12 protein-coding genes and 1 tRNA gene are annotated in these 14,166 nt (G+C 34.1%); 8 read left to right on the top strand and 5 right to left on the bottom strand.

Features of this window, described 5'->3' with window-relative positions; genetic code table 11:
* Positions 1 to 168: 168 nt before the first annotated feature.
* From CQ046_RS17800 to CQ046_RS17785, 4 genes are all read left to right on the top strand, one after another.
* Positions 169 to 3,132 (top strand): tetratricopeptide repeat protein, encoded by a 2,964-nt coding sequence (locus CQ046_RS17800; RefSeq protein ID WP_105703572.1) that lies wholly within the window; start codon positions 169 to 171, stop codon positions 3,130 to 3,132.
* A gap of 3 nt (positions 3,133 to 3,135) precedes the next feature.
* Positions 3,136 to 3,627 (top strand): hypothetical protein, encoded by a 492-nt coding sequence (locus CQ046_RS17795; RefSeq protein ID WP_105703571.1) that lies wholly within the window; start codon positions 3,136 to 3,138, stop codon positions 3,625 to 3,627.
* 35 nt (positions 3,628 to 3,662) lie between these two features.
* The gene (locus tag CQ046_RS17790; protein ID WP_105703570.1) at positions 3,663 to 5,426 is read left to right on the top strand and encodes a TonB-dependent receptor; all 1,764 of its coding nucleotides are present in this window, start codon (positions 3,663 to 3,665) and stop codon (positions 5,424 to 5,426) included.
* A gap of 71 nt (positions 5,427 to 5,497) precedes the next feature.
* Positions 5,498 to 5,569, top strand: a tRNA-Arg gene (locus CQ046_RS17785).
* Between the two features lie 332 nt (positions 5,570 to 5,901).
* Here CQ046_RS17785 and CQ046_RS17775 read toward each other — a convergent pair.
* From CQ046_RS17775 to CQ046_RS17765, 3 genes are all read right to left on the bottom strand, one after another.
* A complete protein-coding gene (locus tag CQ046_RS17775) occupies positions 5,902 to 6,300 on the bottom strand; it encodes a hypothetical protein (protein WP_105703568.1) in 399 nt (132 codons plus the stop codon).
* Positions 6,300 to 7,508, bottom strand: coding sequence for a hypothetical protein (locus CQ046_RS17770; protein WP_105703567.1), 1,209 nt, complete (start codon positions 7,506 to 7,508; stop codon positions 6,300 to 6,302). Before CQ046_RS17770 ends, CQ046_RS17775 begins: the two co-directional genes overlap by 1 nt.
* A gap of 530 nt (positions 7,509 to 8,038) precedes the next feature.
* Positions 8,039 to 8,881 (bottom strand): M12 family metallopeptidase, encoded by an 843-nt coding sequence (locus CQ046_RS17765; protein ID WP_105703566.1) that lies wholly within the window; start codon positions 8,879 to 8,881, stop codon positions 8,039 to 8,041.
* Between the two features lie 462 nt (positions 8,882 to 9,343).
* Between CQ046_RS17765 and CQ046_RS17760 the strand changes: the two genes are divergently transcribed.
* From CQ046_RS17760 to CQ046_RS17750, 3 genes are all read left to right on the top strand, one after another.
* Positions 9,344 to 9,733, top strand: coding sequence for a 5-fold beta-flower protein (locus CQ046_RS17760; RefSeq protein ID WP_228406988.1), 390 nt, complete (start codon positions 9,344 to 9,346; stop codon positions 9,731 to 9,733).
* Positions 9,734 to 9,776: 43 nt separating this feature from the next.
* Positions 9,777 to 10,106, top strand: a complete 330-nt coding sequence (locus tag CQ046_RS17755; protein WP_105703564.1) for a hypothetical protein — start codon at positions 9,777 to 9,779, stop codon at positions 10,104 to 10,106.
* A gap of 154 nt (positions 10,107 to 10,260) precedes the next feature.
* Positions 10,261 to 12,060 carry a hypothetical protein gene (locus tag CQ046_RS17750; protein WP_105703563.1) on the top strand — a complete coding sequence of 600 codons (1,800 nt, stop codon included), beginning with the start codon at positions 10,261 to 10,263 and terminating at the stop codon, positions 12,058 to 12,060.
* Between the two features lie 13 nt (positions 12,061 to 12,073).
* Here the strand turns inward: CQ046_RS17750 and CQ046_RS17745 are convergent, their stop codons facing one another.
* Positions 12,074 to 12,895: an anti-sigma factor domain-containing protein gene (locus CQ046_RS17745; RefSeq protein WP_105703562.1), complete on the bottom strand. Its 822-nt coding sequence runs from the start codon at positions 12,893 to 12,895 to the stop codon at positions 12,074 to 12,076.
* Between the two features lie 6 nt (positions 12,896 to 12,901).
* Positions 12,902 to 13,471, bottom strand: coding sequence for an RNA polymerase sigma factor (locus tag CQ046_RS17740; RefSeq protein ID WP_228406987.1), 570 nt, complete (start codon positions 13,469 to 13,471; stop codon positions 12,902 to 12,904).
* Positions 13,472 to 13,561: 90 nt separating this feature from the next.
* Here CQ046_RS17740 and msrB point away from each other — a divergent pair, with 90 nt between their 5' ends.
* Positions 13,562 to 14,077: a peptide-methionine (R)-S-oxide reductase MsrB gene (gene msrB / locus CQ046_RS17735; RefSeq protein WP_105703561.1), complete on the top strand. Its 516-nt coding sequence runs from the start codon at positions 13,562 to 13,564 to the stop codon at positions 14,075 to 14,077.
* Positions 14,078 to 14,166: the final 89 nt, after the last annotated feature.

The following is a 14,166-nucleotide window of genomic DNA, read 5'->3' as shown; positions in this document are numbered from 1 at the left end:
TACATTTTATTAGACGAAAGTAGTAAATTTTATCATTGTATAGTGAGAAAATTTTCATGGTTATGAAATAAGAATTAACATCCATTAACGGTGTTAAAACTTGCTTAAACAATAAGTTTTTAATATTTTCGTTAACTTATTTAGACTAATTTTCTTATATCAAGAAGAATGAAATCAAAAAAAATACTTTTAGCGGCTGCAGTAATTTATTTCGGAATCTCCGATGCGCAACAGTCCCAATATTTTACCCAGAAAGAAAATTACAGGTTCAATCTAGCCGAAAATCTTTATCAGACTAAAATTTACAACGCTTCACAATACGAATACGCAAGACAATACTTCTACAATCAGAATTTGTCCCGTTCGAAGAAGGAAGCAGCGCAGTTTTTTGATAATGTGATTGGTGTGATTCTTCAGAAAAATCATGCTGAAGAAGGGTTAACGGCTTTCATGAAAGAATATCCTAATTCTGCTTATTTTGCCCAGGCTAATCTTCCTCTGGCAGATTACTATTTGGCAAAAAAAGATTTTGACAAAGCGCTGGAAACCTTGAAAAAGGTGAACCAGTATCAGCTTTCGAAAGAGGAGAATACCCAGTATATTTTGAAGCTTGGATATGCAAAATTCATGACGGGTGACTCCAAAGGAGCTGTTGATGCACTGGAAGAAGCCTATAAAACAGCAGATCAGTCTCAAAAAGGAGATATTGCTTATATGCTTGGGCATTTATATTATAGCAACAGGCAGAATGATAAAGCTTTCCAGTATTTTGATTCAATAAAAGATCAGGATAAATTCTCAAAGCTGGTACGTCCTTATTATGTACAGATGTATTATAACGATAAGAACTATGATCAGGCAATTACGGAAGGAAATGCTCTGTTAAAAGAAAATATTTCAGATTCTTATAAGGCAGAAGTTCATAAGATCATTGGTGAAAGTTATTTCATGAAGAATGATTACAGTTCTGCTTACCCACATTTAAAAGATTATCTGAGTGTACAGCAAAATCCATCTGAAAATGATTTGTATGAGATGGGATTTGTAGCTGCCCAACTTAAAAAATATGATGAAGCGGTTTCTTATTACAATCAGCTTCTGAACAGCAATTCTGCTTTAGCACAAAATGCTTACTATCAGTTAGGAAATGCTTATCTGGCAGTAGATAAAAAGCAGGAAGCACTTTCTGCATTCCGTTCTTCTTATCAAATGGATTATGATGCGAAAGTGAAAAAACTGGCTCATGAGCAGTACGCTAAATTAAGTTACGATATCGGTAACCCGTTTGAAAGCCCTTCGGCGGTGATTCAAAGTTATATCAACGAAAATCAGAATGGTGCCAATGCCACAGAAATGAGATCATTATTGGTGAAATCTTATCTGTATTCCGGAAACTATAAAGAAACTTTGAATGCGATTGATAGATTACAGAGTTCTACTCCTGACATCAACAAAGTAGACCAAGAGGTTTCTTATTTATTAGGGACTGAAGAGTTCAACAAAGGAAATTATGATGAAGCTGAGAAATATTTCTTAAGAAGTCTTGGCTTTAATATCAATAAAGAATTCAACAGCAGAGCTTTATACTGGCTGGCACAGGTGTATTACCAAAAAGGAAATTATCCGTCTGCCATTGTTCGTTATGAAAAGCTTCTTAATGAAAACTTCCCTGAAAAACAGCAGCTTCCGTATGATTTAGGATATGCTTATTTTAAATCCAAGAAATTTGATCAGGCTGCTACTTACTTCAAACAATATCTTACCAATCCGAAACCGGAATTTAAAAATGATGCAGAACTTCGTCTTGCAGATATTCATTATGCCAACAATGATCTGAACGAAGCGATTGCTATTTATGATAAAAATGAAGATGCTACGGATTATACCTTGTACCAAAAAGCGATGGCTTTAGGATTCAAAGGAGATACACAGGCGAAGATTACCAACCTTAAAAATCTTTTATCAAAATATCCGGATTCCGAATATTATGATGATGCTCAATACGAAATAGGAACAGCATATGCAGCTCAGGATGATTTTGCGAACTCCAATGATTATTTTGGAAAAGTAATTAAAGGATCTTCCGACAAAGATCTTATTGCGAATGCTTCTATCTACAGAGCACAGAACTATATCGATCAGAATCAGAATGATAAAGCGCTTTCTGAACTGAAATCTCTGGGTGAGCAGTATAAAAATACAGCCTATGCTCAGAAAGTAGTTCAGGCCGCAAAACCTATCTTCACGAAAAACGGAGATGTTTCGGGATATGAAAGTTTCGCAAGAAATATTGGTGTGAATGTAGATACTGCTGAAATAGATGAAATTAACCTTTCAACTGCTAAACAGTTCTTCGCGAAGAAAGATTATAAGAATGCAATTTCTTACTACGAAAAGTATCTTACGCAGAACCCAACAGGTGAAGGATTGTACCAGGCGAAGTATGAATTGGGAGAAAGTTACTATCAGACTAATAATTCAACTAAAGCTTTACTTGTGCTTCAGGAAGTTTCTGGAATTCAGAACGATTACCAGGGTGATGCAGAAACTCGTTTAGCTCAAATATTTATTGCACAAGGGAATACAGCAGAAGCTAAAAAGTACCTTGAAGGCATTAAGAATTCTTCAGACATTGGTATTAAGAATTATGCGAATGTGGAGCTGATGAAGTTGTACGCACAAGAAAATAATTTCTCTGAAGCTGAAAAATTAGCCAATGCAGTAATTGCTAATTCTAAAAACTCAGCAGCCGTTATTGAAACAGCAAAAGTGATTAAAGCAAGAAGTCTGATGAATTCAGGAAAGGATAAAGAGGCACAGTCTGCTTATGTTTCCCTTGAAAAATCATCCAATACTTCAGTAGCTGCGGAAGCTTTGTATGCTAAAGCGTATTATCAGAACAAAGGAAAAGCTTTCAAATCTTCTAACGAAACGATCTTTAAGCTTGCCAATAACTATGCATCTGAAGAATTCTGGGGAGCAAAAGCGTTGGTATTGATGGCGAAAAACTATATCGGTCTGAAAGATAACTACCAGGCAAGTTATACCTGTGATCAGATCATTGCGAACTACAAAGATTTCCCTGAAATCGTAGCTGAAGCTAAAGAAGTTAAAAAGCAGATTAAGAAATAGGAAATGAAGGTGTTTAAAATTGCCATATATTCTTTTTTAATTTCCGGTTCTCTCTGGAGCTGCATTCCTTCGTACAGTGCCTATCCAAAAGAATATAACCATGCAAAAGCTGATTTCAAAAAGCAAAAGGTTTTTGTGGTAAATAAGGATCTTGAAAAAGAATTTAAAATTTTAAAACACTCCAATATTTATGAAATTGTAGAAGACAGTACTTATGCAGCAAAAATAACTCTGCATCCCATGATGACGCGTACTCCTCCTTGCGGAAATCCAATGATTGGAAGTATGCTTACAGTTGGTCTATTGCCTTCGGGATTTCCGTATGATATTTCTTACAGCTATGATGTAGCAGAGAACAGTACAACGAAAAATTATCAATACAAATTACAAGTTTATCAAAGCCTTTGGCTGTTTAATATATTCAGACTAGGGAGAACTTTTTCAAAACAGTCAGGGAAAGCTTTATTAGGCAATTATATTGCTTCCAATAAATAAAAACCCGTTATATATTTTTTTCAAATAAAGAAAATATGAACAAGAAGATTCAAATATTATCCATATTATTTTTAGGGGTTTCGTCAGTGGCGTTTTCCCAGATCAAGGAGGAAAAACTGGTTCTTAACAAAAAAAGAGAGCCGGAAGTGAAGAAGATCGAGAAGAAGAAAACTTCTGTGGAAACCATCAAGAATTATCCGCCGGAAGAGAAATCGCAGACTCCTGTGAAATATACCATCACAGATGTTCCTGCTGTTTCGGATTTCAAAACTTCAACCATTCAAGGAGAGGACGTAGCTCCAAAATTTGATGGAACTGCCCAGAATAACTATTTCCAGTTCGGAATGGGTAATTACGGGAAAGTTCTGGTAGACGGAAACGTTTCAAAAACCCTTCAAAATAAGCTTGAAGTAGGAGCAGATGTTCATGTTCTTTCTACAAATGGTCTTAAAAAAGATTATGACTGGAAATCCGGGCAGACTTCCGCCAATGTTGGCGCTTTCTTAAACTCTTATGGTGAAAAAGGGAAATTCAATCTTAATGCTGAATATGGTTTAGACAGCTATAATTATTATGGAATCTATGCCATGCAGCCTACGGGAGATATTGATCTGAAGCAAAAAGTAAATCAGTTTAAAGTAAATGGTTACTATGATTTTTACTCCAATGAAATTTTAAATGATGTAAGGGTAAAATCTTCCTTCCTGAAAGACCATTTTGATGCTTCGGAGAATCAGGTTTCAATTTTGGCTAATTTCTCTAAACATGCTGTTGAATTAGGAAAATCAGGAATCAACCTGAATGCTGACCTTGGAGTAGGATTAGATGCGGTGAAAACTGATTTTGCGATCAGAGATAAAAACTCTTCCAATTTCTTCAATACAAGCCTGACTCCGAAAGTGACGTTTAGAAAAGGAGAATCTTACTTGATGTTAGGATCTTCATTCTCTTTCCTGAATGCTAAAAATTCCAACGATCAATTAGAACAGCAAAAAAATAATAAAACCTACTGGTTCCCGCAGGCGGAGTTCCAATTTGCTGCTGCTAAAGAATTTAAATTCTACGGAGGGGTAGACGGAGGTTTGAAGCTGAATACGTATGGAGATATGTTGCAGACGAATCCATTCATCCTTTCTGACCAGTTTTTAAAGCCAACAGAGACGAAATATCATTTTTATGTAGGATTGAGAGGAGATATTGATGAAACGTTGAAATATGACTTCTCCGCAGGCTATGGAAAGATGAGAGATATTATGTTCTTTAAAGCTAATGGTCTTTTCGATAATACATCTGTTAACCGTTCTGCCTACAATTTTGCCAATACATTCTCTGCCGTTTATGATGACGGAAATGTAAGCGATATCAAGGGTAGTGTACAATATTTCCCATTGGCCAACCTTATTATAGATGGAGAATTAAGGTTCACGAAGTATGATCTGAAGACTTACGACAATATTTATAACGTTCCTTTATTCAATGCGAGCATCGGGGCAAAATATACCATGCTTGACAAGAAGTTATTGTTAGGATTCAAAGGAATCTTTGCAAGTGACAGAACTACAAACTCTTATGCGATTGAAGGAGTAGGTGCTCCGAATGTGATCTTCCAGTCTACGGAGAACACCAACGATAAAGTGGGTGGTTATGCTGATTTAAATCTTTCTGCAGAGTATAAAATTCACAAAAATTTCAGTATTTTCGCACTCGGAAATAATCTTCTGAGCTCAAAATACCAGACGTACAAAGGATATAAAGTCCTGGGTGCACAGATTCTGGGAGGTGTGAAAATTACTTTCTAAAAGTAGATTTAGGATAAAGTAAAAAGGCTCAGCACCTATTACCTGTTTCCTTTCATCTGCTACCTGAAATAGGCTGCATAGTTTAATGGATAGAACTTCGGATTTCGGCTCCGACAGTGAGGGTTCGAATCCTTCTGCGGTCACAAATCGCCCTTATAAATAGGGCGATTTTTTTAATTTTACCCCAAAAAATACCCCCAAAATGAAAGAACTTAATTTGTTTTACGAGCCAGGCAAAGAGTAATATTTTGTTTTATACAGATCTCCTGGGGGTAGATCTTCTTTTCAGAGTAGACAACTTAAATCCGACAATGCTGACTCATGTGATTGAAGTTGCTTGGTTTAAATCAAGTCAAGAACGCTCAAAAATAATTGAAGAGATGGAAGTCTTTGCAAAAAGAGAAATTGAAAAGCTTAACAATAATTTTTAATCAAAAAGTAATCCCGGAACTACTCCGGGATTACTTTTTGATTTTTACTCAATCTCATTTCTAAAGACTAATATTAATGATAGTATTGAACTAGCAATAAATAATAGTGAAGGAATAATGAACCAACTATTTATTCTTTTATAATTATTTGGATCATAAACTCCAGTTAGCAAAATTAAAGCTATAAATAGACTTATAAAACAAAATGCTGAAAGATATCTTTCTTTATATCTGTTGCTTGATAAAAATACTATAAAAGTTCCTATAAGAAATACCATTCCTAAGCCTTCCCATAAAATTCCATATTCGGGATTTAAAATATCGGAAATAAACTGATATAATGACATAAATATAATTCCTATATTTAGTGTATCATGTTGATGTATACCTTGTGTAAACAAAAAGGCAATTACTGCGATAATTTTGAGAATTTTGACAATCATTATTTACAATTTCTTTTAGTTTGAGGAGCGTTTCCGTTTGTGCTTGTGGCGCCAGATTGAATGCTATTTGAAAATGAAGTAGGTGTATCGATACTTATCGGAGTCATATTAATCCCTACATTATTCAGTACAATTATTGCGAAATCAACACAATTATTAAATCTTAGATCATAACTAGTGTTTGCAAATGCAGAAGACGTTTTAATAATTTCCTGAAGTTGTGCAGGAGTAATATTTCCTATATTCCATGCGGTTGTATAGGCATGCCCACTATCGTTACCCATTTGTCCAGGACCTATTATTTGTTCCAATCCTGAATTTTTAGGATAAAATCCATATGTCATGGTATTACTTCCTTGAGTTATGGATATAAATGCATGCCCTGAGGGACTTGAAGAAAACATTTTAGCTGCATAAACTGTAAGATTAGCAGGCTTACTAGTATCAAAACACTTTAAAAAATCATTTATATCGCTAATAGGAGTATCTGGAGGTAGAGGTGGGGTAAGTGAAATTGTAGGGGTACCATTTCCTCCGCCACCGCCACCGCTGCCACCGCCGGAGTTTCCAGATCCGCCACCATTATTACATTGCCCATACATTTCACATTGTCCAGGACCTATTACACCCATATCATCTGAAGGATTCGATGGTCCTGTAATCACAATTTCGTCAATCTCATTTACTCCTCCACTTTTGGAGAATATCTTCTCATTAGGACGATTAACAACTCTTTCAAATGTAGAAAAAATATCATTATATTCTTGCTCAGTATTTTTTAGTTTATATAATCCTAGAATAGTATTTTCTTTATTAATAGTAGAGTAATAGATATCGGAAACTTTACGATTTTTAATTACTGGAAAATACATATGTATAACCCCATTTTTATCTTCAATTATTTGAGAATGTATTCTAAAATTAATATAAGAATCAGCGATCGGACCTTTTACATTAATTCCAGTGTAATTTGTTTCATTTTTAAGATCGTAAGAATAATAAGCTTGTTGAAAATCTAAAGCATATAGGTTTCCTAAAGACAGATTATTCTGAGAATCCTTTGATTGGTAAGGATTATCCTTCTTGAAAAGGTTGAATGTTCTCTCATCATTTTGAGTTTCCAATAATCCATCTTGTTGTCGACAAGAAACGATTCCTAATGCTAGAAATAACAAATAGAATAATTTTTTTAAATTGTGTTTAATCATATTATAAAATGAAAATGTAAATATATAACTTAATTCTTTTTAAAGTGAAATTTTATTTTTCACTTTATTTATGCATTAAAAATAGATATTAGTTTTAATGCATAATTACGGAAACCCGTAATGTTTAATAAAATTATATACATTAGATTTACAGAAGATATTCCATTCAATAATAAAACACACAATGAAAAAGAGAAATTAAAAGCTATAAGAAAACAAAAAGGTTTAGGGAGCTGATTTTATAGCAATAGATATATCTAATTACAGCAGAAAGGAAAGCAGTGATGTGAGAATTATTCACGAAGAGTGGGAGAAAATAGCAAATTTTTTTGAAGTACCAATTGTGGGAATATATGAAGAAGAAATAAAAATATACCTGAAAAAACAAAAGAACAAACTATAAAAATTAATAAAGAGAGCTTATACTTGTCAATCATAATCAAATAGGCAAATTTTTGCAGTTTCAAATAAAAAGTAAAGTCTACCCTGATTTTACTCAAGGTAGACTCATATAGAGATAAGTGGTGTTCTTATTTTGGATATACTCCTGCAATAAATTGTTTGTCTGTAGATGATAAAACTGTATTATTACCTACACTGAATCCATTTGTTGTTAGGGTTGAACTAATGCTGTAATGCATAATGGATTGCGTATCATAGGCACTATATTGTGTCTGTGAGGTTGAATATTTAGCAAAAAGGTTGTTGTCTACCTGAGCTTGAGTCCAGTAATTTGGATATCCTGCATAATATGCATATACCTTTGGTTTATCCCATGGAATATCGGCTAAAGGGTGTTGATGCTCATGGATCATACCAAGTGCATGACCAAATTCATGAATGGCTGTTCTGCTGAATTCTGTATCACTGGTTGTATCATCAAACCAACCGAAGTTCATAGTTTCTTTATTGGAAGCTATATTAAGAGCATCTGTTCCTATATAGGAATAGGATCCGGCACCGGACGTAAATGTAACACGGATTTGAGCCGTTCCGGTAGTAATAAAATTAAAGGTGATGTTGGCGTAATTTGACCATTCATTGGCATACTGCATCACTTTATTTCGAACTTTGGTAGTTCCTCCGTAAAGACGTACCGTAATAACACTTCCATTGGGCCATTTTTTATTGGTAATGACAGATCCTTTTGAGGTGTTTCCAGGAATTTTATCCTCACCCGGAAGATAAACATCTTTACACATTTGTGTTTTTTCAAAGCCTGCAGGAATATCTCCTTTAGGTATAGCTTGCAATTCTGAAAATGATTGTTGTTCTTGCGGCATTTTTTCTTCTACATTGTCATTAGTAGTATTACAAGATACTACAGCCATTGAAATAAATGATCCTAATAAGATCTTCTCGTGTAATTTCATAGTATTTAATATTTGGTGTTTTTAGACTTAATAGTGGAAAATAAATTATCCATACTGTGGGAATTAAAACTATGATAAAAAATAGTATTGCCTCTCTTTTTCTTTTGTAAATTAAAATCAGGTCATGTCTACACAGATACTACATTTATCGGAATCTATATTCAATAAAGGAATGCAGGTGATGTAAGAATATTTGATTTAACACTTTAGTAGTTCATACAGGCTTCATTATTTGGCGGATTAAACTGAATTGAGGGTTTTAATGACTTCGATTTTTATTCAATAAATTCATTTTCCTTAATAGAAATTGAAATTTATTGAATTAAGCTTGGGTATTTTTCAATAAAATCAAAGACTTTTAGATTTTATTATGATTTATTTTAATTAAAAAAATAGAAATAGAATCTTAAATTAGATCCAAATTCAACAAAAGGCAAAAAAATGAGAAAAATAGTATTTCTTATGATAACCATAGTAAGCGTTATGATAACAAAAGCGCAAACCATAGAATCCGGCAGCCGAAGTACGATCGGTTATATTAAAAGTGACGGGACGATTGAAAACAGCAGCAGATCAACGATAGGATACATCAAAAACGATGGTACTATTGAAAATAGCCACCGCTCTACGATTGGTTATATTAAAGGTGATGGAACTATCGAAAACAGCAGTCGTTCCACGGTAGGCTATGTAAAGAAAGACGGAACGGTAGAAAATAGCAGCCGTTCTACATTGGGATATATCAAAGATGATGGTACCGTTGAAAATGCAAGCCGAAGTACCATAGGCTATGCCAGGGGTATTCAAAAGGAATGGGTTGCAGTTGTGTATTTCTTCTTTAAATTGCAGTAGTTTTTAGTATTTAAAAATTTTACTATTATTTTTTTAATAATATATGAGCAGTAAAGAATCTGTTAATAAAAATAATATCTTTTTCCTGTTGAAAATCATCATATATGCAATGGGTTTTCTGAGTTTGGTAGGAATGTCAAGAATCTGGATAGGTCCAAAAGAAAATTGGGATCAGGTGATAGAAAATGACTTTATTCCAGCTTTACTATTCAGAAGTATTTTTTTGACCATGGTAGGGTTGTTATTTTTAGGACTATCTTTAATAGTAAGTAAAATCTACAAGAGAGAGAACCATTTTCCGAAAGAACTTGTTGGTTTACTATTGTTTTCTTTCATACTGAATTTAATAATGATGTTAGGTTTTATCACATAAGAATCTATTATAAAAACATATTGTTTTTCATTTTGAAAATTGAAATATTAAATAAAGTGAGCCTTATATAGAAAATTTTCCTAAATGTGGTAGGCCTTAAAGCCCTATTGGCGTATAAATTGATACTACAAACTGAATTGAATTTTGATGACTAATGACTAGAACGACTGTAACTCTGATTTTCCTTTTAAGTGGTTTTTCCTTTTTAAATGCGCAGGAGAAAAAAGACTCGCTATACTACAAAATAGAAGAATTTTCGGATAAAAGAAAAGTAACCAAATTCATTCACCGTTTTATATTCCGTAGAGAACCGGATTCTACTTCTGTCAGCTCCAGAACGGAGAAATTGTCGCAGGAGGCTTACAACAAAAAACATATCAGAAATATCAGGATAGAAACCATTGATCCTTTTGGTTATAATTCCAAAGACAGTAAAGAAAGATCCAGATGGTATGATTGGGTAGCAGATCATCTTCACGCCAATACAAGAAATTCTACCGTTGATAATTATCTGCTTTTTAAGGAAGGGGAAGAATATAATGCTCAGAAATTGTATGAATCTGAGCGTTTGTTGAGAACCATGCCTTTTGTAAACAGAGTGAATATAAGTGTTTCAGACAGTACTTCCAGCAAAGATTCTATTGATGTAGTAGTAAAAGTTCTTGATTCCTGGAGTTTGAAGCCGAGAATCAGCTATTCAGGAAGCAAGATTGGCTTGGGAGTGACTGAAGAAAATGTACTGGGATTAGGCCATACGTTTGATTTCCTTTACAGAAATGATTCCAAAGAACATCAGAACTATCTTATGGGAAGCTACACTTCTTATAACCTTTTTGGTACTTATATCAGTGCTCAGCTTCTCGGGGAAAGGGACTTTTCTAAAAATGAAAGAATCAATTTTAGTTTGAGAAGAGACTTTTTCTCTCCTTTGACGAAATGGGCAGGTGGCTTTACTTTCGAATATTTTATGCGGCATGTTTTACTTCCGGTAGAAACCAGTACTACTTTTCCGGAAGTTCAGATCAAAGTGTATAGCCAGGATATATGGGGAGGATATCAGATCCCTGTTTCAGCAGATCCCAGTGAAAAAGTATCCAGTAATATTGCTATCATAGGGAGATTTCAGAATTATCAGTACAAAGACAGCCCCGGAATTGATCAGTATAAATATTTCAGCTCATACAACAGCTTTCTGATGTCCGTTGGGTTTATTCAGAGAAACTTTTCCGTTCAGAGAAATATTTTCCAGTATGATCTTCCTGAAGATATAGCTTATGGTAATTCTGTGAATATCATTGGAGGAGGTTTATCCAGAAATAAAGAAGTGAACCCTTATGTAGGAATTTCCGCATCGTATGGTACTTTTACAAAGTTGGGCTATTTTACGGTAAAAGGGCAGTTTGGAAGGTTTTTTAATGAAGACAGCCAGAATAGAGAATCTTTCCGCTTTGATGCCACCTATTTTACAAATCTTATGGATTGGAAATTTGCGAAAGCAAGACATTTCTTTTCACCTACTTTAGCATTAGGAAATCCACAGCATAATTACTCTTATAAAGACAGAATCAATCTTTCTTCTGCAGATGAGTTTCCTGTGTATAATTCTGATTATATCGGAACTAAAAAATTGGTTTTAAGATATCAGCTTCAGCTGTTTGTAAACAAAACCTGGAAGAATTTCCATTTCAGCCCTTATCTGACTGCCGCAATGGGATGGCTGGGTATGCCGGACGATAAATTGTTTAAAACAAAAGTTAATACAAAAATTGGAATTGGAGTATTAATTAATAATCCATACCTGGTATTCAATAGGATTCAAATTTCGTTCACGTATTATCCACGTGTTCCTTTTGATAATAATTCGGTTTTTGATTTTAACAGTAATAGGAACAATCTTTTACCAATGAATAATTTCGCAACAGATGTTCCGCATTTTGTGAACTTTGGAAATTAATAATGGGAGCATTTTAAATGGCTCCCATTACAAACATATTTTCCATAGTAGGCACTTTGCTTCCGCCTTCTTTTTCGAGCGTAATGGCAAAAGCCTGAGCATTTGATATATTGGCCAAAGCAATATTGCTGTCTTTATCTTCGGTGTACATTCCTGCACTCACAGGTTTGCCATCTTCAATGGCCCAAAGCTGGTATTGCATTCCTTCAGGAGCTTTTGGCAGTTTTTCAGCATTCAGATATACTTCTTTTGTTTTTTTATCCCAGAAAACCATTGCTTTTGCATCTGTATGCTTTTCTACGCCTTTTAGCATTACCATCTGCATATCAGGATTAGAGAACATATCAAGCTTCTGATTCATTCTTTTCATTTGCTGATTTTGCTGCTTTGTCTCTGCAGCCAGTAAAGCCATTTGTTTTTTATCAGATGACTGAGAATTCATCATGAATAAATTTCCGGCAGCACTGATTAGGAACAACACAGATGCTGCTATTGCATAAGGTTTCCAGCTGGTATTTTTCTTAATAATTGTTCCTTCTGTGCTTTCTTTAAGATCTTTTCTTTCAGGAATATCTATAGAAAGAGCAGGTTTTATCTCTTCAACAATCTGCTCCTGCTGAATTTTATTCCAGATCTTAGATTTCAAATCACTTGGAGGTGTTACAGCCTGAGCTGTAGCCAGATGTTCTAAAGTATTTTGCGCTTCTTCAAAAGCAGCTTTTACTTCAGCATTATTTTTCATCACACACTCCAAAATCCCCGCTTCCTCAGGAGAAGCATGGCCAAGAATATAAGATTCTATAATTCCGGATGATATGTATTCTTTAGTGTTCAATTTATTTTATTGATAATCTTTTAGCAAATCTTTTAATTTCATCAGTGCGTTCCGCATTTTCGTTTTTACCGTTCCCAGCGGTATTTTCAGTTTTTCGGATATTTCATTTTGGGTATATCCCTGATAATAAGCAAGATCTATAAGTTCCTGCTTGTCTGTCTCCAGACCTTTCAGCACGTTATTAAATCCAATATAATCGGAAGAATTATTTGTGGTTGAAAGCTCTTTGGAGTTATATACGAAATCTGGAAGTGATTGGTTTTTAAGTTCGTTCTGAAATCCTTTCGATTTTAAATAATCAATAGCGGTATTTCTTGCAATATTGATCATCCATGTATAAAATCTCCCTTTGGAAGCATCATATTGATGAATAGAATTCCAGATTTTAACAAAGACATCCTGAATAACTTCTTCAGTATATTCTTTAGATTGAACGATTCGGAGAATGATTCCGTACAACGCACCAGAATAGTGGTCATACAGATAATGAAAACCGTTTTCGTTTTTTTCTTTTAATAAAACGATAAGTTCTTCTTCCGAATAGGTTGTTTTAATAGCGTTTATTTTTCTATCCAAATGTAGCAAAATAAAACATATTCCCCAAAAAATCTATATCAACTTTTATTTCGTACATGATTTTAAAGAAATAATTAAAAAATATTAAATATGAAAACATTAGTTTCAAAAACCATACTTGCTCTTTGCTTGGCACTATCTTTCGGAGGATATAAAGCACAAAGTTCACTTTTTAAAAGTAAAAATCCTTATTACTCTCACACTGCAGAAAATACATTGAAAGTAAGCAATACTGAATGGAAAAAGATTTTAAAGCCGGAACTCTATCAGGTTGCCAGAGAAGGAGCTACAGAAACTGCTTTTACCGGAAAGTACTATGAATTTGATGAAAAGGGAATCTATTATTGCGCGGTATGTGGTAATCCTCTTTTCATCTCAACTTCAAAATTTGCAACAACCTGCGGATGGCCGTCATTTTATCAGCCTATTCGTAAAAACAGTGTCAGATACAGAAAAGACACCTCATATCATATGGAACGTACAGAAGTACTGTGTGGAAGATGTGACTCTCATCTGGGACATGTTTTCGATGATGGTCCGAAACCGACAGGAAAGCGGTTCTGTATGAATTCTATCTGTCTTGAATTTGTTCCGGGTAAAAAATAATTAACTTAAAATCAATTAGTTGTGATAAATTTCATTTTTTTTCAATCTAAAATAAAACCAACCTCGTAAATGACATTAAAAGCACAATT

The sequence above is a fragment of the Chryseobacterium sp. MYb7 genome, from assembly GCF_002979455.1.
In the GTDB taxonomy this organism is placed as follows: Bacteria; Bacteroidota; Bacteroidia; order Flavobacteriales; family Weeksellaceae; genus Chryseobacterium.
This window is presented reverse-complemented; position numbering and strand designations above follow the sequence as displayed.